Origin of the sequence: Streptomyces sp. 1114.5, assembly GCF_003635085.1 — a bacterium.
Classification (GTDB): Bacteria; Actinomycetota; Actinomycetes; order Streptomycetales; family Streptomycetaceae; genus Kitasatospora.
This window is the reverse complement of sequence record NZ_RBXE01000002.1, coordinates 1,733,329-1,755,538: the sequence shown is the minus strand read 5'-3', so window position 1 is coordinate 1,755,538 and position 22,210 is coordinate 1,733,329. Positions and strand designations below refer to the sequence as shown.

Below are 22,210 nucleotides of genomic sequence, written 5' to 3'. Positions count from 1 at the left end.
CCGGCTGCCGCGCGGGCCTTGATCACCGCTGGTCCACGGCCGGCGCCAGGCCCGCGGTGCGCGCGGCAACGCCCGCCTGCACGGCGAAGAGGCGGTCCCGCGCGGCCTGGTCGAGCGTGTGGAAGTGGCCGTGCACCTCAAGGGTGACGAAGCCGTGCACGGTGGCCCAGGCCAGCATCAGGGCTTCCGCCGCGTCCGGCACCAGCGGACTGCCGAGCCGGCCGCGTTCGGCCGTGTCGGCGACGAGTTCGACCATGTGCTCCATCGCCCGCCGGCCGGCCACCACGGTCGGTCCGTCCGGTGGGGCCGCGTAACCGGGCACGGGGGAGCCGAAGATGAGGGCGAAGCGCTCCGGATTCCGCTGCGCCCAGGTGCGGTAGCCGGTGCAGGTGGCCACGAAGCGCCCGTCCAGGTCGTCCGGCGGCACGGTCCCGCGGGTCGCGGCCAACGCGTCCGACAGGCCGTGGTACGAGTCGGCGACCAGGGCGGTGAGCAGTTCGTCCCGGTCGGCGAAGTAGCGGTACAGCGCGGGCGGGGTCATCCCCATGCTGCGGGCGATGTCGGTGAAGCGGAGGTTCGCGGCGCCGCGCTCGGCGATCAGGCCCAGGGCCGCGTGCTTGATCTCCTCCACGGTGTCGGCGCGCAGCCGCTCACGGCGACTCCGCCCCCCGCTCTCATCGGTCGACCCACCCGTCATCGCATCTCCATCGGCTCGCTGCGCCCGTCACCGCGTTGACAATCCGTACCCGTCGAGGGAAACGTTACGCTCCATAAGACGCGTTATGAAGCGTAACGCTTTGCCGGGGGACGGGGTCCCTGACGACGTACGGAGGAGCACATGTCCCAGGGACTGCGCGAGGGTCGGCGGACAGCCGCCGGGGAGAGCAGGCCGCACAGACCCGGCCCGCTCGGCCGAATAGCCGGTTGGAGCTTCCGGAACCGGGGCCGCACGGTGCTGCTCTGGCTGCTCGCCGCCGGCGCGGCCTTCGGCCTCTCAGCCGGCCTCGGCGCCAAGTACAGCGCCGACTACTCCGCGCCCGGCTCGGATTCCAAGCAGGCCCAGCAGCTGCTGGCACGGGACTTCCCCGGGCTGGGCGGTGAATCGATCAGCCTGGTGCTGACCTCCGACGGCAGCGTGACCGACGCCGCCACCCACGACCGGGTCAAGGACCTGCTCGCCCGGATGGCCGAGGTGGCGCACGTCAGCGGCATCGACGACCCGTACGGCCCGCGCGGCAAGGTGTCGGCCGACGGCCGCACCGCCCTCGGGCAGATCCACCTGGACGTCGCCGCCGCCCCCGACATGCCGAAGGCGGACACCCAGCGGCTGCTCGACCTCGCCCGCCCCGTCGACGGCGGCCTGCGCGTCCACCTCGGCGGCATGACGGTCCAGCAGGCCGAGCAGGGCGCGATCGGCTCGGAGGGCATCGGCCTGGCGGCCGCCGCCGTGATCCTGGTGATCACCTTCGGCTCGGTCGTGGCCGCCGGCCTGCCGATGCTCACCGCGCTCGGCGGGCTCGCCGTCAGCAGCGCCCTGCTGCCGGTCCTCGCCGCGGTCATGCCGGTCCCGGACTGGTCGACCTCGCTCGCCGCGATGCTGGGCATCGGGGTGGGCATCGACTACGCGCTGCTGCTGGTCACCCGGTTCCGCGAGTGGCGCGCCGAGGGGCTCGAACCCGAGGCCGCCACCGTCGCCGCGCTGGACACCGCGGGTCGCGCGGTCGTGGTCGCCGGAATGACCGTGGTGGTCAGCATGCTCGGGCTGTTCGCGATGGGCCTGTCGTTCATGCGCGGCGCCGCGGTCTCGGCGATCCTCTCCGTGCTCGTCGTGATCGCCGCGTCCGCCACGCTCTTCCCCGCCCTGCTCGGCTACCTCGGCCGGCACATCGAGCGGCTCCGGCTGCCCCTGCCCCGGCGCCGCGCCGCCCAGGGCGAGCGCTCGGTGGGCGCCGGCTGGCTGCGCTGGAGCAGGCTCGTGGAGCGTCACCGCGTCCTCGGTGCCGTCACCGGGGTCGTCGTCCTGCTGGCGCTCGCGGCGCCGTTCCTCGGCGTGCGCTTCGGCTTCCCCGACGCGGGCAACGACCCCGCCGGGCGCTCGAACCGGCTGGCGTACGACACGGTGGCCGCCGGCTTCGGACCGGGCAGCAACGGACCGCTGGTCCTGGTCGCCGAGTTGGCGCCGGGCACCCCCGCCGACGCGACGGCCTCGCTGCCCACCGCACTGAAGGCGGTGCCCGGCGTCACGGCCGTGACCCCTCCGATGCCCGGCTCCGACGGCCGCTCGCTGCTGCTCACCGTCGTCCCGGACAGCGGTCCGCAGTCCGGCGCCACCAAGACCCTGGTCCGCGACCTCCGCGACCGCGTCATCCCGGCTGCGGTCGGCCCCGGCGTCCGGGTCCACGTCGGCGGGGCGACCGCCAGTGCGATCGACAGCACCGACAACATCGCCCGCCGCATCCCGCTGCTGGTCGGCGGCGTGGTCACGGTGTCGATGCTCCTGCTCCTGGTGGCCTTCCGTAGCCTCGCCGTCGCCCTCAAGGCCGCTGTGATGAACCTGCTCTCCGTCGGCGCCGCGTACGGCGTGGTCGCCCTCGTCCTCGAAGGCGGCACCGCCGGCCGGTTGATCGGCATCGACAGCCCCACCCCGCTGCCGGCCTTCGTCCCGGTGCTGACCTTCGCCGTCCTGTTCGGCCTTTCGATGGACTACGAGGTCTTCCTGGTGAGTCGGATGCGTGAGGCCTGGCTGCGCACCGACGACAACGCGGAGTCCATCGTCAGCGGACTGGCGGGCACCGCACGGGTGATCACCGCGGCGGCGGCCATCATGGTCGCCGTGTTCGCGGCCTTCGTCCCGGCACCCGACCTGCCGATCAAGGTCATCGGCGTCGGCATGGGGTCGGCCATCCTGATCGACGCCACGCTGGTCCGCCTGCTGCTGGTACCGGCCGTGATGCACCTGCTCGGCCGCGGCAACTGGTGGCTGCCCGGCTGGCTGGACCGCCGCCTGCCCCACCTCCACGTCGAAGGACACACGGAGTTCTACCAGCCGGAGGCCCCCGCCGAGGCACCCCGCTCCCCGGCGGCGGTCGGCTAGGGCTCCGGCCCTACGACAGTGGACCGCGGGCGCCTCACGACGCCCGCGGTCCGCCGGTCTACTCCGGTTCGGAGAGCGTCAGTTGCTTCGAGGTGCGGGTGAGCGTCTCCAGCGGTCGGGTGAGCACCTCGGCGAACGCCAGTTCCGCGGCGCCGATCAGGACGGTGTCAGCGCCGAGTTCGCTGACCCGCAGCCGAAGTTTCTCCCGCACCGCGGCAAGGGCATTGGTGTTGATCTGGCTGCGCACCTGTGCGGCGGATCCGAGGAAGACCTCCCGGAGGGTGCCGCCGAGGATGACCAGGTCCGGATCGAAGAGGTTGGCGACGTTCGCGATGCCGATGCCGAGCCAGTCCCCGACGCGGTGCAGAGCCTCCCGTGCGGTGACGTCCCCGCGGTCGGCGGCGGTCACCACCGACTGCACGGCGTCGGCCCCGGTGACGCGGCCGTCCCGGCCGGCGGCTTCCAGCAGGGCACGCTCACCTGCCTCGGCCTCCAGGCAGCCGCGGGCGCCGCAGCCGCACGGCCGTCCCCGGTGCGGGTTGACGGTCATGTGGCCGACCTCGCCGGCGTATCCGCGTTGGCCGCGCAGGAGTTCACCGTCGATGATCACTCCGGCGCCGATGCCCGTCTCGCCGTGGAGGTAGACGAGGTTCTGGCTTCCGCGGCCGATGCCGCGCCGGTGCTCGGCGAGCGCACCGAGATTGGCCTCGTTCGCGACGAGGACCGGCAGGTCCAGGCGCAGCCGGTCGGCGAACGCCCCGGCGAAGTCGACGCCCTTCCAGCCCATGTTGGGGGTGAGGCTGACCAGCCCGTCGGGATGGCGGACGATGCCGCGCACCGCCACGGCGACGCCGACGCACGAGCTGCCGGCCGGTGCGCCGGCCAGCATCTCGTGGGCGAATCCCGCGAGGACGGCGGCCACTCGCGCGGGGTCCTGGGGGTGTCCGTCGGGCCAGGGGCACTCGCGCCGGTCCAGGAACACGCCGCCGAGTCCGATGAGGGCTGCCGCCAGGCGCTGCACGCCCAGGTCCGCCGCCAGGACGTGCACGCGAGTGGACTCCGGCCGGACGACCAGCGAAGGCCTCCCGGCCCGGCCGGTCTCGCGCGGCAACTCCTCGCGGACCAGGCCCGCGGCCGCCAGGTCACCGACCAGGCCCAGGATGGTGCTGCGGTTGAGGCCCAACTCGGCGGCCAGGACGGCCCGCGAGGTGGGCCCGTCGAAATGCACGTGGCGCAGCAGCGCGCCCAGGTTGTGCTGGCGGACCTCTTCCTGGGAAGGAGCGGCTTTCATCGCGGGCCACCCTCATCTTCGGAATGGGCTCATCGTCGGGCTGTGCGGCGGCGGGACATGGCATCCACACCGGCGGCCACCAGCAGAACCGATCCCGTGACAGCGTACTTGACGCCCGAGCTGTACCCCATCAGTCCCATGCCGTTCTGGATCACCGCGACGACCAGACCGCCCAGCACGGCGTCGACGACGCGGCCGCGACCGCCGAACAGGCTGGTGCCGCCGATGACGGCGCTGCCGACGGCGAGCAGCAGGACGTTGCTCCCGCCGGTGTTGGGGTCCACCGAGTTGCCCCGGGAGGCGGCGATGATGCCACCGACGGCCGCCAGGCAGGAGCAGATGACGAACGCGGCGGTGCGGATGAAGGCGACGTTGATCCCGGCCCGGCGGGCGGCTTCGGCGCTGCCGCCCACGGCGTAGATGTGCAGGCCGAAGCCGGTCCGCTGCAGGGTGAACGTCCCCAGCAGGACGAGGGCCCCGATCACGGGTACGACGAGGGGCACGCCGGTGAGGGAGCCGATGACGATGTTGCGGCTGCGCTCCTGGTTGAGCAGGTACACGGCCACGCCGCCGAGCACGACGACGGTGCCGGTCCGGACGGCGAGGAGTGCCGCCGGGGTGCCGGCGAGGCCCCGGCCGCGCCGGTCGCGGCTGCGGCGCAGTTGCAGGGCCGTGTACCCGGCGGCGCAGCAGGCCAGCAGGACCCAGCCGAGGGCGGGGCTCAGGTTGTCGTTCGCGATGGCCAGGATGGTGGGGTCCTTGATGGAGATGTTCGTGCCCTCCTTCAGCAGGATCAGGACGATGCCCTGGAAGCCGAGGAACGCGGCCAGCGTCACCACGAAGGAGGGGATGCCGACCTTGGCGACGAGCGTCCCGATGAGCAGGCCGATGACCGCGCCGGTCAGCACGGCGGCAGCCACTGCGGCGTACCAGGGCCAGCCGTGGTTGGTCAGCAGGATGGCCAGGACGGCGGCGCAGACGCCGCTGGCGTATCCGGCGGACAGGTCGATCTCGCCGAGGAGCAGGACGAAGACCAGCCCCATGGCGATGGCGATGCTGCCCGCGCTCTGGGTGAGCAGGTTGGCGAAGTTCAGGTTGGACAGGAAGACCGGGCGCAGGAGGGCGAAGAACACGCACAGCACGACCAGCCCGGCGACGGCGGGAAGGGCGCCGAGCTCGCCCGCGCGCACCTGGTCGAGGTAGCCGCGGCCGATGTCGCCCAGGCCGGCGGTCGGAGGCCGGCCTTCCGCGGAGTCGGTGGGCCGGTTCGGCGGCTCGGGCTTCTGGGGGGCGAGGGCGGAGGTCATGCGGCGGCTCCGTTGGGGGTGGTCCGGGGGCCCAGGTCGCCGCTGCGGCCCGAGGTGATCAGTTCGACGACCTGAGCGTGGGTCACGTCGGAGGCCCTGACCTGAGCGGCCATCCGTCCCAGGTAGAGCGCGGCGATCCGGTCGGAGACCGCGAAGACGTCGTTCATGTTGTGCGAGATGAGCACGACGGCCAGGCCGTTGTCGGCCAGCCGGCGCACGAGTTCCAGGACCTGCGCGGTCTGGGCGACGCCCAGCGCCGCGGTGGGCTCGTCGAGGACCACGAGCTTGCTGTTCCACAGCACCGCCTTGGCGATGGCCACGGTCTGGCGCTGGCCGCCGGAGAGGCTGGAGACCTTCTGGCGGAGGGACTTGACGGTCCGCACCGAGAGCCCCTTGAGCGTCGCGGCGGCCATCTCCTCCATGGTCGAGTCGTCGAGCACCATGCCGCGGCGCTTCTCCCGCCCCAGGAACATGTTCTGGACGATGTCGAGGTTGTCGCACAGCGCGAGGTCCTGGTAGACGATCTCCACGCCGAGTTCGGCGGCGTCGCGCGGGCTGTGCACCTGGACCGGCCGGCCTTCGAAGAGGTAGTCCCCGGCGTCGATGGGGTGGATCCCGCCGATGCACTTGACGAGCGTCGACTTGCCGGCGCCGTTGTCGCCGACGAGGGCTGTGACCTCTCCCGCGTGGGCGCTGAGCGCGACGTCGTGCAGGACCTGGACGGGGCCGAAGCTCTTGTTGATCCCGCGCAACTCAAGAATCGGTGTTTCTGTCATGGGTGAGGCTCCTGGGGATTGGCGGAGTGGGCCCCGCGGCGCCGGCCGCCGGGGCCCACTGGTGGGGCCGGGCGCGCTACTTGATGCCGGCCTTCGTGCACAGCGCGTCGTAGTCCCCGGTGCACAGCTGCGCCCTGGTGACGTAGCCGTCGGTGATGACGTCCTGGACGTTGCTCTTGGTGATGGCCTCGGGGGTCAGCAGCACCGCCGGGACGTCACGCTTGCCCGTCGGGTCGTTGACGGTGGCGCTGGTCTGGCTCTTCTTGCCGCGGGCCAGCTCCACCGCGAGGGCCGACGCCGCGTCGGCCTCCTTCTTCACCGCCTTGTAGACGGTCATGCACTGGTCGCCTGCGAGGATGTTCTGCAGGCCCTGCACCGTGGCGTCCTGACCGGTGATCGGCACCTGCCCGTTGCGGTGGTTCTTGCGCAGCACGGCGATGGCCGAGTTCGCCAGACCGTCGTTGGCCGCGAGCACCCCGGCGATGTTCGGCTGGCTGGTGTACATCTGCTCGAAGATGGTCTGGGCCTGGGCGTTGTCCCAGTCGGGCACCGACTGGTTGGGGCCCTTGGTGTACTCCCCGGAGGCGTACAGCGGGTCCAGCACGCTGTTGTAGCCGCCTGCGAACAGCGTGGCGTTGTTGTCCGTCGGGGAGCCGTTGAGTTCGGCGACGACGGGGTTCTTGGCGCCCGTCTCGTTCAGGCACTTCGTCAGGCCCTGACCCTGGAGCTTGCCGACCTGGGTGTTGTCGAAGCTGACGTAGTACTGGGCGGAGCCACCGAGGGTGAGCCGGTCGTAGTCGACGGTGGCCACGCCCTGGGCCTTGGCCTTGTCGAGGACGGCCTTTCCGGTGCCGCTGTCCAGGTTGACGATGACCAGCACGTTCACGCCGCTGGTGATCATCTGGTCGGCGATGGTCTGGAACGCCTGCTTGTCGCCCTCGGCGTTCTGGATGTCGTAGTCCACACCGGCGGCCTTGAAGGCCGCCGCGAGGTACGGCCGGTCCGCGGTCTCCCAGCGGACGGACGACTTGCTGTCCGGCAGGATCACGCCGATCTTCGGCTTCTTGGCGCCCGCCGAGTCGGCCCCTGAGCCCGAGGAACTGCAGGCGGTGACCGTGGAGAGCAGGGCCGCTGACACGGCAGCGGTGGCGAACAGGAATCCCTTGCGCATGGGCAGGGTCCTTTCGAGGCGTGTCCGAACAGCGCCGGACGTGCGGCTGACGAAGGGTGGGGAAGGACACGGGCACGCAGCGGGAAGCGACCGGCCCCTTTTGTTGCCTGCGACAACATACGGCCTACGGTGAGGCCCGCCAACCCCTCGTGCCGACCCTTCGTGCGCAACGCCCTCGGCGGCCACCGATCCGTCACGCACCCGGGCCCGACACCGGCACCGCCCTGTGGGCGAGCCGGAGCCGGGCCCGGATGAGGCTTCGAGCGGTGGTCAGCCGAGCTTCCACTGCTGGTTGCTCTGCCCGTTGCAGGCCCACAGCTGGACCAGGGCGCCGTTCGCCGTCGACGCTTCGCTGACGTCCAGGCAGAGTCCGGACTGGACGCCGGTGACGGTGCCGTCGGTGTTCACCTTCCACTGCTGGTTGGTCTGGCCGTTGCAGGTCCAGATCTCGACCTTGGTGCCCGGCGAGGTCTGGCCGTTGTACGCGTCCAGGCACATCTGGGTGCCGCCCGAGGTGACCGTCAGCCGGCCGGAGGCGGTGCGGGTCCAGGTCTGGTTCGGCTGGTTGATGCAGTCCCAGATCTGTACCTGGGTGCCCGGGGTGGTGGTCGAGTTCGGCACGTCCAGGCACTTGCCCGCACCGACCGCGTGCACCGGGCCGGTCTGGTCCGTGCCGCCGCCGCTGCCGCCTGCGACGCGGAACAGGGTGGTGCCGTGCGCCGGCACCGAGGCGCTGATGGTGCCGGTGGTGGTCGAAGTCGCGCCGGACCAGAGGTCGGTGAGGCCGTAGCCGGCGGCGCCGGTCTTCCCGATCGCGGCGGCGGAGGTGCTGATGGTCGCGGTCGATCCGGTCTCGTTGAACAGCGCCACCGAGACGTCGCCGTTCGCCAGCGGCTTGGCCAGCACGTCGAGACCGCCGGCGGAGGACACCAGGATGCCCTGCTTGCCGAGCGGGTCCTGGTCCACCGCGATCACCCGGGCGTTGGTGAGCGTGGCCAGGGTGGCCGGGCTGGCCGAGGCGACGTTGGTGCCGGCGATCAGGGGGGCTGCCATCTCCGCCCACAGGCTGAACTCCGAGCGGGCCTCGGTGTCGGTGAGCGGGCTGTTGCCGACCTCCAGCATGTCCGGGTCGTTCCAGTGGCCGGGCCCGGCGTACGCGGCCAGGTTCACGTTGCTGTGGAAGATCGACAGCATGCTGCCGTAGCTGGCGTTGATGTCACCGGTGGTGCGCCAGCTGTTGCCGACGCCGGCGCCCCAGGTCCAGACGCTGTCCTCGCCCCAGCTGCACAGGCTGAACAGGATGGGCCGACCGGTCGCGGCCAGGGCGTCGCGCATCGTGGCGTACCGGGTCTGCGCGGGTGCCTTGGTGCCGTTGGTGCAGGTGTTCTGCGCGCAGCCCGGCCCCGCATAGCAGTTGTCGTACTTCAGGTAGTCCACGCCCCAGTCGGCGAAGCTCTGCGCGTCCGTGGTCTCGTGGCCCAGGCTGCCCGGGAAGCCGGCGCAGGTCTGCAGTCCGGCGTCCTCGTAGATGCCCAGCTTCAACCCCAGCGAGTGGACGTAGTCGGCGGTGCCCTTGATCCCGTCGGGGAACTTGTTCGGATCAGGCACCAGCCGCCCGTCGGAGCCCCTGGCGTGGGTCATCCAGCAGTCGTCGATGTTGACGTACTGGTACCCGGCACTCTGCATGCCGTTGTTGTGCATGGCCAGCGCCGTGCTCTTGATCAGCGGCTCGGAGACGTTGCAGCCGTAGGCGTTCCAGTCGTTGAAACCCATCGGCGGCGTGAGCGCCAGACCGTTGCCCAGCGCCGCAGCCGGCGGGGCCGCGGCCAGCGAGAGCAGCGGAAGCGCCAAGGACAGGAACAACGCCGAGAGGACGCAGGCAAGCGTCCTGCGCAGGTTCGCAGGGAGCATGGTGGTCGCCTCCTGTGGGTGGGGTGATGGCGGAGGTGATTTTTCGTGAGCATGACAAACCAGGGGCTGGATCGGCCCCACCGTTGCGGGAGGTGGGACTCAGAGCAGGGAGCGCTGCACGCCGGGTTCCGGTGCGGCTTCATGATTGTTATCGCTAACAATCAGTCGTCGAAAAAATCACCGGGGTGAATGTCCCCGGCGTCGGCCAATGGGAGCTTCCAGCACCCTGCACACAGTGTCAACCCTTCTTGCAACACTGCGTGCCGCCCGGTGGCCGCCCCCTGGCGCGACCACCGGGTCACAGGTGCCGTGCCGTCAGAGTGCCTGCAGCAGCCAGGTCAGCCCCGGCTCACGGACGGTCAGGCGGGCCGACTCGCGGAGCTGGTCGGCTTCGGCTCCGGGCGGCAGTTCGGCGGCGAGGGTGAGAGCGGCAGGCCGTCTGCGGACGGGCGCAGAACCTCCGCTGGAGCAACACCTCCGCCCGACAGGCCCTGAGGCCTGTCCCGCAACCACCGTCCGCAGGCGTTCGGACCCGCCTGTCGTCGGTCACCGGGCCCGGGCCCGGCTCCCCGGCTTCACCGGGGCCTTCCTCCTCGATGACGGGCCGTCGTCCGAGCTCAGGCTCGATCTGCTATGCCGCCTCAGAGTCCCCCTCCTCGGCGGCCCGCTCTGCGGCGGCAATGGCCTGCTCGTCCTCGACGGCCCGGCGTACCTGCGCGGAGTCCCCCGAGGCGAGGCCGTCCTTGATGTCTCGCTGGTCCGCGGCGATCCGGCGCTCGGTGTCGCGGTCCGCAGCGGCGTCCGGATCGGCCTCCCGCAGGCGCTCCTCCGCCTGCTCGATCTGCCGTGCCAGATCATCGTCCCCTGCGGCGGCGGCCGGCTGGGCATCGGCCACGGCGTACCGGGTCGTGAGGTCGCCGGCCAGGGCGGGCGTGGCCCACAGGGCCACAGCCGCGAAAGTCGACGCAGCGGCCACGGACAGCCTGGTGACGAGCCTGCCGGTCATAAGAGGTCTCCTTCGTTCGGGACGCGATGATCGCGTCGCTCGACCCCCATGACGACCCGCGGCCCTCCGCGGTTCAACGGTCCGGATAGGACGAGCATCACGTCACCTCGGTTGAACCGAAGCGTTCGCGCCCACGGGCCCGACGGGACTGCAGCCCGCACTTCTGACGAGCATGTCCGCCCGCCTCTGACCACACCACGTGGCACTGCGGGTCCGGTCCCCCAGGAAACAGGCCGCGACCAGGCCGGGACGGAGCCGGAGAAAAAACTTCCCGCCGACGTTGAACCGTTCCCCTGCGGGACTCGTGTGGAGGGTGCCCGGGCGAACACCGCCCGGATCGCCAAACACCGACGCTCCAGGGGGAGTTCACCATGCCGGAGTTCGCCACGCCCATGTTCGCCGCGCCCCGGTTCACCGCGCGCCGGATGCTCGCCGCCACCGGGATCACCGTGCTGGCACTCGCCGCCACCGCCTGCGGGCCGGACACGGCCGGCGGGTCCGGCGGGAGCGCGGCCACGTCCGCCGCCACCCCTCCGGCCGCTGCCGCCACGACGTCAGCGCCGGCCACCGGCGGCACCGGCGGGGTCCGGCTCGTGGCCGTGAAGTCGGCCACGCTCGGGCCGGTCGTCACCGACGCCGCCGGCCGGACCCTGTACCGCTTCGACAAGGACACCGCCAAGCCGTCCGCGAGCACCTGCACCGACGCCTGCGCCGCGAAGTGGCCGCCGCTCACCGCCCAGGACGCGGTGCAGGTCAGCGGGGTCGACTCCGCCCTGGTCGGCAGCGTGACCCGGCCGGACGGCACGAAGCAGGTCACCCTCAACGGCTGGCCGCTCTACCGCTTCGCCGGGGACACCGCCGCGGGGCAGACCAACGGCCAGGGCGTCGGCGGCACCTGGTTCGCGAGCACGCCCGAGGGGAAGAAGGCGCCGGGCACCACCGGACAGGCCGCGTCGCCGACCGCCGCGCAGAGCGGCGGCTACTCCGGCGGCTACTGACCGGCCGTGCACGGCGGCGGGGCCCCCGGCGCCGCCTTGCCCGTGCGGGGACCCGTCGCCCAGACTGTCGCGGTGCACCGGAACCGCGATCACCACTGGTCGGGGGGCGTCGCCCTCCCGCTCGGAGTCCTGCTCTGCCTCGTCCTGGGGCTGTCGCTGTTGGCGCTCCGGTTCCGGCCGGCCGGGCCGGAACAGGCGTCCGCGTTCGTCGACATCACCGCGGTGGCGGCCACCGCTCCCGCGCCGCCGGCCGTCGGCCCGGACGCCTCCGGCGGCTCGTACGCGCAGGACTGCGGACGCAACCAGGAGGGCCACCGCAACGCGGACAACGTGGTGGTCTCCCCCGGGACGGTGGGCGGCGCCCACCACGTGCACGACTACGTCGGCAACCTCTCCACGGACGCGGACTCCACCGATGGCAGCCTCGCCGCGGCCCCGACCACCTGCACTGACGGCGACCGCTCGACGTTCTACTGGCCGGTGCTGCGCCGTACCGACCGCGTCGCCCCGGCGCCGAGCACCGCCGTGGCGGCCTCCGACGACCCGCACGACGCCCCCGGCGAGATCCTCGCTCCCGAGCGGGTCTCCATCGAGTACCTCGGCAATCCGTGGTCGAAGGTCGTGCCGATGCCGCGCTTCCTCCGCCTCCTGGAAGGCGACCCGACCGCCGCCACCGACGGCGGCGCCGAGGCCGGCGCCCGCTGGGGGTGTACGGAATTCGCCGACCGCACGACCACCGACCGCTACCCGCTCTGCCCCGCCGGCAGCCTGCTCACCCGCACCCTGGACTTCCCCAGCTGCTGGGACGGACGCGGCACGGACAGCCCTGACCACCGCTCCCACGTGCGGTTCCCGTCCGCCGGCGGCCTCTGCCCGCACGGCACCTTCGCGATCCCGCACCTGCGGGTGACCGTCGGCTACCGCCCGCCCCCGCCCCGGGCCTTCGCCCTGGACGCCTTCCCCGAGCAGCGGCACAGCCCGCTCACCGACCACGCCGTGTACGTCGGCCTGATGACCGACCGGCAGATGGCCTCCGTGACGGCCTGCCTGAACGAGAACCGCACCTGTCGGGAATCCGGTTGAACCGCACGGCCACCGCGTACGTGCTGGACGTGGTACCCGACGACGGAGGAATGGGCGGATGGCGAGGACACGACCGGGCGCGCGGCAGGACGCCGCCGACGAGGCACTGATCCGAACGCTCTACGAGCAGCACGGCGGCGCGCTGCTCGCCTACGCCGTCCGCCTCACCGGTGATCGCGCGGCGGCCGAGGACGCCGTCCAGGAGACGCTGATCCGGGCCTGGCGCAATCCCGAGGCGCTGACCGAGTCCCGGGGATCGGTGCGCGGCTGGCTGCTGACCGTGGAACGCAACCTGATCACCGACCGGTTCCGGGCCCGGGCCGCCCGGCCGCCCGAGGTCGCGGAGGTCTCCGAGGCGACGGCCACCGTTCCGGTCCAGCGCGACCACGCTGAGGGCGTGGTGGAGACACTGGTGATGTCGCAGGCGCTGGAGCGGCTCTCGCCCGAACACCGCGACGTGCTGCGCTCGATCTACTTCCAGCGGCTGTCGGTCACCGAGGCCGCGGAGCAGCTGGGCATTCCCGCCGGGACGGTCAAGTCCCGTGCGCACTACGCGCTCCGGGCGCTCAGACGCTCGTACACCGACAGGGACAGGACGGGGACGTGGCAGGAGGTGTCGGTGTGACCAGCGACGACGCGGGTACGGGCGGCATGGGCACGGAAGACGTGAACACGAACGGTACGGGCGCGGACGGTACGGGCCCGGACGGAACGGGCCCGGTGCCGCCCGAGCGGATCGCCGAACTCGTCGGCGCCTACGTGCTGGGTGTGCTGGATCCGGCCGAGTCGGCGGCGGTCGAACGGCACCTGGCCGACTGCCCCGCTTGCCGACAGGAGGTGGCCGAGTTGCGGGAGCTGGAGACCGTCCTGGGCGAGGTGCCGCCCGAGCTGATGGTGGACGGCCCGCCCACGGGCGGTGATCTGCTGCTGCAGCGCACCCTGCGGCAGGCACGGGCGGAACGCGGCTCGGCGCTGGTCCGGCGCCGGACCCGGATCGGCACGGTCGCGGCCGTCGCGGCGGCGGCGGCGCTGGTCCTCGGGATCGCGGTGGGCCGCGGCACGGTCACCGCGCCGCCGGTGGCCGTCGGCCCGGCCCCGACCGCAGCGCCGACCGCGACCGTCACCCCGCCGCCGGCCGGGACCAGGACCGGCTCCGTGACGGATCCGGCCACCGGTGCCCGCATGACGCTGACGATGACCCCGGCGATGGGCTGGGTGCGGGTGAACGCGGCGGTCACCGGCATCCCGGCCGGCCAGCGCTGCCACCTGGTGGTCAACGCCAGGGGCGGGACGACGGCGGACGCGGGCAGCTGGCTGGTCTCCGCGGTCGGCGCCAAGTCCGGTACCACGCTGGACGGTTCGGCGATCGTCGCACCGGAGGACGTGGTCTCGGTGTCGGTCGTCAACGAGTCCGGGCAGACCTTCGTGACCGTCCCGGTGTAGCCCTCCGCCGCCCGCCGGACCCGAGGTCCGGCGGGCGGGGCAGGCCCCGACGCCCCCCGCGCCCCGACGCCCCGCCGCCTCCCCGGCCGGGCCCGAGCCGTAGTGGACCGTGACTACCAGTCACGGGCATTCCCAACTTGGCTACCCGGCCCGAAGGTTACCGACCCTGACATCGCTTTCCCCGCCCGATGGGCGGCGATCAGGTCGCGGTACCAGGCGTAGGAGGCCCTGGGGGTGCGTTTCTGCGTCTCGAAGTCGACGTGGACCAGGCCGAAGCGCTGGTGGTAGCCCTCGGCCCATTCGAAGTTGTCGAGGAGGGACCAGGTGTAGTAGCCGCGGATGTCGACGCCTTCGGCGGAGGCGTGGGCGAGGGCGTCGAGGTGGGTGGCGAGGTAGTCGATGCGGGGCTGGTCGGGGACGGTCTCCTCGGTGACGGAGCAGCCGTTCTCGGTGATGGTGACGGGTGGGAGGGCTTTGCCGTAGGTGTCGCGGAGGCCGAGGAGGAGTCGGCGGAGGGCGTCGGGGACGACGGGCCAGCCGAAGGCGGTGTGGGGGACGTCGGGGATGTCGACCAGGTCGAAGGGCAGGCCCGGGTCGGTGGGGGCCGCGACGCGGGTCGGGTTGTAGAAGTTGACGCCGAGGCCGTCGAGGCCGGGGGTGTGGACGAGGTCGAGGTCGCCGGGGAGGACGGCGCCGTAGATGTCCTCGGGGACGCCGAGGACGGAGAGGTCGGGGTAGCGGCCGAGCAGGACGGGGTCGGTGAACAGCCGGTTGTGCAGGGCGTCGTAGGCCTCGGCGGCGGCCGCATCGGCGGCGGAGTCGGAGGCCGGCTCGACCGGGGTGAGGTTGTTGGAGAGCATCGCCTCCAAGCCGCGTTCGTGCAGGACCGAGGCGGCCAGGCCGTGGGCGAGGAGCTGGTGGTGGGCGGCCGGGAGGGCCTCGAACATCAGGGTGCGGCCGGGGGCGTGGGTGCCGAGGGCGTAGCCGAACACGGTGTGGACGAAGGGCTCGTTGAGGGTGATCCAGGCGGGAACGCGGTCGCCGAGCCGGTCGGCGGCGATCGCGGCGTACTCGGCAAAGCGGTACGCGGTGTCGCGGTTCAGCCAGCCGCCGTGGTCCTCCAGGGCCTGCGGGAGGTCCCAGTGGAAGAGGGTGGGCAGCGGGGTGATGCCCGCCTCCAGCAGTGCGTCCACGAGTCGGTCGTAGAAGGTGAGTCCGGCGGTGTTCACCGGCCCGCTGCCGGTGGGCAGGACACGGGACCAGGAGACGGAGAAGCGGTAGCCGCCCAACCCGAGGCCCCTCATCAGGGCGATGTCCTCGGGGTACCGGTGGTAGTGGTCGCAGGCCACCGCCCCCGTGTGCCCGTCGCGGATGGTCCCGGGCCGGGCGCAGAAGGTGTCCCAGACGGACGGGCCGCGGCCGTCTTCGTCCACCGCCCCCTCGATCTGGTACGCGGCAGTGGCAGCACCCCAGCGGAACCCCGCCGGCAGGTCGAAGCGATCCGGCATGACAGCCTCCTGACAAGAATGTGAGGAGTCCTCATGTTATCGACGTGGCATCAGAACGCCAGAGGACCGTCACCACGCCGCCTCTGAGCAGGCAAACGTCAAGGTCCTTCGGGAATTCCAGCCAGCGGTGCCGCTCGGCCCACCAACCGGATCGCGTCACCCTGACCCACCAGCAGTGGCCCGTCGAGCTCCGAGGAGCGCGACGGGCCACCGAGCCGACCATGCCAGGAGGTGACGGTCCTGCCTAGAGGTGGCCGGCCGCTGCGGGGCTACCGGTCAGTGCCAGGGTGCTGTCCAGTTGCTGCCAGGTTCCGGACGGTCCGGTACCGATCCGGTACCACTGCCACAGGGTGTTGTCGGTGGCACGGGCGTAGACGTTGACCCGGGCACCCACCTGCGTCGCGGTCGGCGCACCGGCCACGGCGCGGCCGAGGTCGTACCAGGAGGACGACCAGCCGGCTGCGGCAGTCCAGCTGAGCTGGCCGACACTGTTGGTGGGCGCCAGAGCGGCGAACACCTCGATCTGGCCGGGGCCGCCGCTGACCGCTGTCGGCGACGAGGAGAGCGTGCCGCCGTGGCTGGTCCAGCCCGTCCACTCACCGTTGACGTAGCTCTTCTGCCACAGCGCGTTGTCGGTGCCGCGGGCGAAGACGTCGATCCGGTTGAGCGAGGCCACCGCGGCGGGGGCGCCGACGACGGTCGTCGAGTCGGGTGCGTCCAGGTACGCCCAACTGCTCGTCCAGTTGACGCCGTAGTAGTAGGCCGGGAGGTCGTTCGCGCCGGGCGTCTGCTGGAAGGTCTTCTGGTACACCTTGCCGTCCGTGCCGCGGACGAACACGTCGATGCGGTCACGTCCGAGGCTCGCCGCGGTGGGGCTGGCCGTGATGGTGCCGCCGAGGCTGGTCCAGCTGCCCCAGGCGCCGTTCTTGTAGGTGTTCTGCCACAGCGCGTTGTCCGCGCCCCGGACGAACACGTCGGTGCCGCCCGGGCTGGAGACGACGGCGGGTTCGCCCTTGATCGAGCCGGGGCCGGTGGTGCCGGCGGTGCCCAGCGCCAGGGTCTGCCAGGCCGACCAGGTGCTGCCGTTCCAGGTCTTCTGGCTCACACCGGACGCGGTCGGGACGAGGACCGTCTCCGGCTGCTGCTCGGTGGCGCCGGTGAGCTTGAGCATCACGGACTGGTGGGGGGCCAGGGTGAAGTTCTGGGCGCCGGTCGAGCTGACGGTGCCCAGGTTCGCGCCGGTGTAGAGGTTCTGCACCGAGGCGGTGCCGTTCAGGCCGAGGTTCTGCGTGGTGAACGAGTGGTTCTGCGGGGTGCTGCTGCGGTTCACCAGCAGGACGGCCCGGGTGCCGGAGGCCGCCAACTGCTTGGACCAGACCTGGACGCTGCCGTTGTCCAGGACCTTCTGCCCCTGGTGGACGGCGCTGTCCTGGTCGACGGCGATCACGGACTCGTTGCCGACGATGGCCGCGGTCGCCGCGGTCAGGTTGGTGGTATCGGTGGCCAGCACGAGCGGCGCGCCCTGGATGGCCCACATCCCGAAGTAGGACTGCTGCTCGTCCGGGGTGAGACCCCAGAGGGTGCCGGAGGTGCCGTGGGTCTGCTGCTGCCCGGTGCTCGGGTTGTCGCCGAAGCCGGGCCCGATCAGCAGGTAGTCCGGGTCGTTGTACTGGCCGGGGGCTTCGTTGCTGGGGTGGTCGTTCAGGTTGAAACTCTCGGAGACCTGATCCCAGTTGATCCACGTCGCGCCGCCGTTGGACGTCGTCCCGTAGCCGGCGTTGCCCGTGATGTCGCGCCCGTTGCGCCAGGTGCGGGCCGCCGAGCCACCCCACGTCCACGGGCCGTCCGGAGCGCCCGATCCCCACTCGCAGATCTCCAGCGCCAGCGGGTGCGTCACCCCGGTGGAGGTCTTCGCGTTGGCCGTCAGGCTGCCCCAGGCCTTGTAGTCCGCCATGACCGTGCTGTAACCGGACGGGATGCCGCCGCAGTGGTCGACCTTCACCCAGTCGAAGCCCCAGTCCGCGAACGTGGTCACGTCCTTGGCCTCGTTGCCGCCGCTGCCGTGCTGGCCGCCGCAGCCGGTGGCGCCGGTGTCGGTGTACATGCCCGCCTGCATGCCGAGGGCGTGCACGTAGTCGGTGAGGTCCTTCATGGTGTTCAACGCGCGCGCGGGGACGGTGGTGCCGTTGGACAGCGTGACCGCCTTGGTCTGGGCGCCGGTCAGGAAGCCGGGCCTGGGGACCATGACGCCGTTGGCGTCGCGCCCGGTGCCGTTCTGGGTCCACCAGCCGCCGTCGAGGCTGACGTCGCGGTAGCCGAGGTCGGCGAGACTCTTGTGGCGGCCGGAGCCGTTGAGCCCGAGGTTCGCGTTCGGCGTCGCGAGTCCGGCCGCCTGGTCGGCGATGTTCTGGGCGGAGTAGTCGTTGTTGTAGAAGTACCAGGAGTTCCAGCCCATCGGCGGCGTCGTCGCGCCGTTCGCGCCGGGCGGGACCACCGCCTCGGCAGGGGTCGGGGTGCTGACGGCCGTGACCGTCAGTGTTCCGGCGATGATCATCGTGGCACTCAGCGCCGTGGCGAGGCGCCGCCGGCGCGGGCGGGCGGACGGAACGGACGACCGCGCGGAACCGACCGCCGTCGGGTCCGGAAGGCCCGACGGTGCGGAGGGGAGGGACATCGAGAGCTCCTAGGTGGGGAGATCACGCGGGGCGGGGGGAGGTGAGCGGTGTGCTGTGGGCCCGCCCTTCGCACGAAGGGCGGGCCGCTTCGGGGGCCTCGGGGCGCGGACAGGCCCTAAGCGGGCAGGCCGACGGCGCGTTCGCGGGCGCGGCGCTGCTGGATCACGACGGCGGCGACCAGCAGGGCGCCCTGGGCGACGTTCTGCCAGAAGGCGTTGATGCCCTGCACGGTGAGGCCGTTCTGGAGGGCTCCCAGCAGGGCGACCGCCAGCAGGGTGCCGCCGACGCCACCCTTGCCGCCCTTGAGGGCGCAGCCGCCGAGGGCGGCGGCGGTGATGGCCTGGAGTTCGAGGCCTTCGCTGCCGGAGACGGGCTGGCCGGAGCCGGTGCGGGCGGTGAGCAGGACGCCGGCGAGGGCGGCGACCATGCCGCTGAGTGCATAGACGGCGATCAGGTACTTGTTGAGGTTGATGCCGGCCAGGCGGGCGGCGGTGTCGTTGCCGCCGAGGGCGTAGATGTTGCGGCCGATGTCGGTGTACCTGAGCAGGACGTGCACGGCGGCCGCGACGAGCAGCAGCAGCCAGACCATGACCGGCAGGCCCGCGATCTTGCCCCGGCTCAGGAAGACGAACAGGCTGTCGTTGAGCACGTAGCCCTGCGCGGAGCCGTTGGAGATGAGCTGGGCGACGCCCTTGTAGGCGGCGAGGCCGGCGAGGGTGGCGATGGTCGGGTTGACCCGGCCGTGGATGATGACGACACCGTTGAAGATGCCGATCCCGGCGCCGATGGCGACGGCGGCGCCGATCCCGAGGAGGGAGTTGGAGCCGGTGGAGGTGAAGACCATGGCACTGGTGACGGAGGCCAGGCCGGCCTGGGAGCCGACCGAGATGTCGAGGCCGCCGCAGATGATCACGACGGTCTGGACGACCGCGAGCAGGCCGGAGATGGTGGCGGCCTCGGCGATGACCTGGATGTTGTTCCAGCTCAGGTAGTTGGGGTTGAGCCACCCGAACACGGCGAGCACCAGGGCCATGGCGCCGATCAGGCCGAGGTTCTGACCGCCCGTCCGGGCCAGCCAGTTGCGGGCGTCGGCGGCAGGCGCCGGCCGGCCGCCGCTCTGATCGGGCTCTCGGTCGACGGAGAGGGCAGTCGTCATCGGGTGCCTCCGGGGGCCGGGTCGGTTCCGGTGCGAGGTGCCGTGGCGGTCTCGTGCGGAAGGTCGGGGGTGAGGTCGTCGGCCATGGCGAGGGCGAGGATGGCCTCTTCGGTGGCCTCGGTGTGGTCGAGCCGGCCGGTGATGCGGCCGTTCTGCATGACGAGGATGCGGTCGGCCAGGCCGAGGACCTCGGGGAGTTCGGAGGAGATCACCAGGATCGCGGTGCCCTCGCGGGCGAGGTCGGCGATGATCTGGTAGATCTCGGCCTTGGCGCCGATGTCCACGCCGCGGGTGGGTTCGTCGAGGATCAGCAGCTCGGGCCGGCGGGCGAGCCAGCGGGCCAGGACGACCTTCTGCTGGTTGCCACCGGACAGGGTGCGGACCTCCGCCTCGATGGAGGGGGCACGCACCCGCAGGCGGTCCGCGTACTCCTGGGCGAGCGCCTTCTCCTGATTCCGGTTGACGAACCGCCAACGGCGCAGCCTGCCGAGGCTGACGAGCGAGGTGTTGTCGCGGATGGTGCGCTGGAGGAACAGGGCCTGGGCCTTGCGCTCCTCCGGAGCGAGGCCGATCCCGGCGCGGATCGCGTCGGCCGGGCCGCGCAGGCGGATGCGGTCGCCGTGGATCCGGACGGTTCCGGATCGTAGGGGGGTGTCGCCGGCCAGGGCGAGGGCGAGTTCGGAGCGGCCGGCGCCGATGAGGCCGGCCAGGGCGACCACCTCGCCGGCTCGGACCTGGAGACTGATGTCGTGCACGTCGTCGGTGCTGAGGCCGTCGACCTCCAGCACCACGCGGTCACCGGCCACGTGCCGGCGCGCGAAGAGGCTGGACAGGTCACGGCCGACCATGAGGCGCACGAGTTCGCCCTCGCTGGTGGCCCTGGCGTCGACGGTGCCTGCGACGGTGCCGTCGCGCAGGACGGCGATCCGGTCGGCGAGCCGGAAGATCTCCTTCATGCGGTGGGAGACGTAGATGACGGCGATGCCCGCGTCGCGCAGTCGGCCGATGAGGGCGAACAGGGCGTCGACCTCGTGGTCGGAGAGCGAGGAGGTGGGCTCGTCGAAGGCGATGGCCCGTGGCGCGGTGTCGCCGGTCAGGGCCCGCATGATCTCGACCAACTGCCTTTGTGCTGCCGTGAGTTCGGAGCCGAGCAGGTCGGGATCGAGGACCTTGTCGAAGCCGAGGCGTTCGAGGTCGGCGGTGATCCGGCGGCGCAGTTCGGCCCGGTCGAGCCGTCGGCCCGGGCGTCGCGGCAGGGAGCCGGCGTAGACGTTCTCGGCGACGGAGACGTGCGGGATGATCTCCGGTTCCTGCGGGATGATCCGGATGCCGGCGCGCCGCGCGTCGGTCGGCGAGTCGAGGTCGAGGACCTGACCGTCCAGCCTGATCCGGCCCGCGGTGGGCTGGTGGTCGCCGGTGAGGATGCGCAGAAGGGTGGACTTCCCGGCGCCGTTCTCGCCCATGAGGGCGGTCACCTGGCCGGGTGGGAAGTGCAGGGTGACGTCTCGCAGAGCCTGGACGGGGCCGAACCGCTTGGTGATCGATTCGGCCGCCAGCCCGGGCCCGGCCGTTGCGGTGCTGGGGATGTTCATCCGGCTCAGCTGCACTTCACGCCGGCGGACTGCCAGGTGGAGGCGTCGACCATCGTGGTCGGGGCGAACGCCTCGGCCGGCATCGGCTTGGCGTTCTTGAGGTTGTCGTACATGGTCTGCACGGCGAGGGCGCCGATGTCGCTGCCGTTGATGAACAGCGAGGCCTTCATGCCCGAGGGCGTTCCCGGGCCCCAGTCCTTGCAGGCGAGGTAGGCGCCCAGGCCGACGCCGATGATGCTGTCGGGGCCGACGCCCGCGTTCTGCAGGGCCGTCACGCCGCCCTGCACGTTCTCGTCGTTGCAGCCCCAGACCACCCAGTGCTTGACGCCCGGGTTGGCGGTGATGGTCGCCGCGACCTTGTCCTGCGCACCGGTCGGGGTGTTGTCGGTGGCCACGTCGATGGTCTGCACGCTCGCGCCGGCGCCGCTGCCGAAGGCTTCCTTGGCTGCCTTCACGCGGTCGCCGCAGACGGTGACGTCCTGCTTCGAGGCGGAGATGACGCGGGTGTCGGCGGCGTTCCAGCCGGCCTTCTTGAAGTCCTCGGCGGCGCGCTTGCCGACCTCGGCGCCCATCTGCCGGCCGGAGAAGCCGATCCGCGGGACGAGGTTGGCCTTGTCGCAGTTGGCCGGGGTGGGGCTGTTGGTGCAGACCTGGTCGTCGGAGGTGAGCAGGGCCACCTTGGCGTCCCGCGCGGTCTGCACCACCTGCGGACCCACCGCGGGGTCGGGAACCACGACGATCAGGCCGTTGGTCTTCTGCGCGATCGCGGACTGGACCTCGCTGACCGTCTTGTTCGCGTCGTTGCCCAGGTTGACCACCTTCAGGTCGATGCCGAGTTCGGCGGCCTTGGCCTTGGCACCGTTGGCCTCGTCGATGAAGTACTGCTGGTCGCCCTGCTTCTGCAGGTAGGTGAGGGAGACCTTCCCGGTGACCGGAGCGACCGGGGCCGGCCCGGCGCCGCCCGACGAGGTCTGACCTGTCGAACAGGCCGTCAGACCAAGGACGACAGCCGCGCCCAGGACGGCGGCCGCACCACGGGTGCGCGCAGTGATCATTTCGAGCTCCTACCAGGGTGGGGGTGTTCAGGAAGCCGACCGGCGTTACGGGTGTGTGATCCGGGAGCTGCGGCGGCTTCCGCCTCGCGCTGCCTGCGTGCCTGTCGTCCTGGGCTCGAATCCTGGGACCGGCTGACCAGGGCT

17 protein-coding genes are annotated in these 22,210 nt (G+C 71.9%); 5 read left to right on the top strand and 12 right to left on the bottom strand.

All coding sequences use genetic code 11. The features are described 5' to 3' along the window. Positions 1-22: 22 nt before the first annotated feature. A complete protein-coding gene (locus tag BX285_RS30840) occupies positions 23-697 on the bottom strand; it encodes a TetR/AcrR family transcriptional regulator (protein ID WP_097234889.1) in 675 nt (224 codons plus the stop codon). 141 nt (positions 698-838) lie between these two features. Between BX285_RS30840 and BX285_RS30835 the strand changes: the two genes are divergently transcribed. Continuing rightward, on the top strand, positions 839-3,094 hold the full coding sequence (locus BX285_RS30835; protein WP_121178907.1) for an MMPL family transporter: 2,256 nt from the start codon (positions 839-841) through the stop codon (positions 3,092-3,094). Between the two features lie 58 nt (positions 3,095-3,152). Here BX285_RS30835 and BX285_RS30830 read toward each other — a convergent pair whose 3' ends face one another. The 6 genes from BX285_RS30830 to BX285_RS30805 form a co-directional block, all read right to left on the bottom strand. After that, positions 3,153-4,385, bottom strand: a complete 1,233-nt coding sequence (locus BX285_RS30830) for an ROK family transcriptional regulator (RefSeq protein ID WP_097234891.1) — start codon at positions 4,383-4,385, stop codon at positions 3,153-3,155. A gap of 29 nt (positions 4,386-4,414) precedes the next feature. After that, positions 4,415-5,692 carry a sugar ABC transporter permease gene (locus BX285_RS30825; RefSeq protein WP_121178906.1) on the bottom strand — a complete coding sequence of 426 codons (1,278 nt, stop codon included), beginning with the start codon at positions 5,690-5,692 and terminating at the stop codon, positions 4,415-4,417. Further along, on the bottom strand, positions 5,689-6,468 hold the full coding sequence (locus BX285_RS30820) for an ATP-binding cassette domain-containing protein (RefSeq protein ID WP_097234893.1): 780 nt from the start codon (positions 6,466-6,468) through the stop codon (positions 5,689-5,691). The genes BX285_RS30825 and BX285_RS30820 overlap by 4 nt, the downstream gene beginning before the upstream one ends. A 76-nt stretch (positions 6,469-6,544) precedes the next feature. Next, positions 6,545-7,639, bottom strand: a complete 1,095-nt coding sequence (locus BX285_RS30815; protein WP_121178905.1) for a sugar ABC transporter substrate-binding protein — start codon at positions 7,637-7,639, stop codon at positions 6,545-6,547. A gap of 270 nt (positions 7,640-7,909) precedes the next feature. Continuing rightward, positions 7,910-9,550, bottom strand: a complete 1,641-nt coding sequence (locus BX285_RS30810) for a glycoside hydrolase family 27 protein (RefSeq protein WP_097234895.1) — start codon at positions 9,548-9,550, stop codon at positions 7,910-7,912. 631 nt (positions 9,551-10,181) lie between these two features. Further along, positions 10,182-10,556, bottom strand: coding sequence for a hypothetical protein (locus BX285_RS30805; protein ID WP_121178904.1), 375 nt, complete (start codon positions 10,554-10,556; stop codon positions 10,182-10,184). Between the two features lie 371 nt (positions 10,557-10,927). Here BX285_RS30805 and BX285_RS30800 point away from each other — a divergent pair, with 371 nt between their 5' ends. From BX285_RS30800 to BX285_RS30785, 4 genes are all read left to right on the top strand, one after another. Next, positions 10,928-11,554: a hypothetical protein gene (locus BX285_RS30800; protein WP_259470856.1), complete on the top strand. Its 627-nt coding sequence runs from the start codon at positions 10,928-10,930 to the stop codon at positions 11,552-11,554. A gap of 72 nt (positions 11,555-11,626) precedes the next feature. Further along, the gene (locus tag BX285_RS30795; RefSeq protein ID WP_121179095.1) at positions 11,627-12,637 is read left to right on the top strand and encodes a DUF1996 domain-containing protein; all 1,011 of its coding nucleotides are present in this window, start codon (positions 11,627-11,629) and stop codon (positions 12,635-12,637) included. Between the two features lie 58 nt (positions 12,638-12,695). Then, a complete protein-coding gene (locus BX285_RS30790; RefSeq protein WP_097234897.1) occupies positions 12,696-13,262 on the top strand; it encodes a sigma-70 family RNA polymerase sigma factor in 567 nt (188 codons plus the stop codon). After that, a complete protein-coding gene (locus BX285_RS30785; protein ID WP_259470854.1) occupies positions 13,259-14,080 on the top strand; it encodes an anti-sigma factor in 822 nt (273 codons plus the stop codon). The genes BX285_RS30790 and BX285_RS30785 overlap by 4 nt, the downstream gene beginning before the upstream one ends. A 113-nt stretch (positions 14,081-14,193) precedes the next feature. On the opposite strand, the gene BX285_RS30780 is transcribed toward BX285_RS30785, so the two are convergent. The 5 genes from BX285_RS30780 to BX285_RS30760 form a co-directional block, all read right to left on the bottom strand. Further along, a complete protein-coding gene (locus tag BX285_RS30780) occupies positions 14,194-15,588 on the bottom strand; it encodes a GH1 family beta-glucosidase (protein ID WP_121178903.1) in 1,395 nt (464 codons plus the stop codon). Between the two features lie 244 nt (positions 15,589-15,832). Beyond that, positions 15,833-18,262 (bottom strand): glycoside hydrolase family 27 protein, encoded by a 2,430-nt coding sequence (locus BX285_RS30775; RefSeq protein WP_121178902.1) that lies wholly within the window; start codon positions 18,260-18,262, stop codon positions 15,833-15,835. Positions 18,263-18,378: 116 nt separating this feature from the next. Next, positions 18,379-19,419 carry an ABC transporter permease gene (locus BX285_RS30770; protein ID WP_121178901.1) on the bottom strand — a complete coding sequence of 347 codons (1,041 nt, stop codon included), beginning with the start codon at positions 19,417-19,419 and terminating at the stop codon, positions 18,379-18,381. After that, a complete protein-coding gene (locus tag BX285_RS30765; protein WP_121178900.1) occupies positions 19,416-21,011 on the bottom strand; it encodes a sugar ABC transporter ATP-binding protein in 1,596 nt (531 codons plus the stop codon). The genes BX285_RS30770 and BX285_RS30765 overlap by 4 nt, the downstream gene beginning before the upstream one ends. Positions 21,012-21,016: 5 nt before the next feature. After that, on the bottom strand, positions 21,017-22,066 hold the full coding sequence (locus BX285_RS30760) for a substrate-binding domain-containing protein (RefSeq protein ID WP_121178899.1): 1,050 nt from the start codon (positions 22,064-22,066) through the stop codon (positions 21,017-21,019). Positions 22,067-22,210 lie beyond the last annotated feature (144 nt).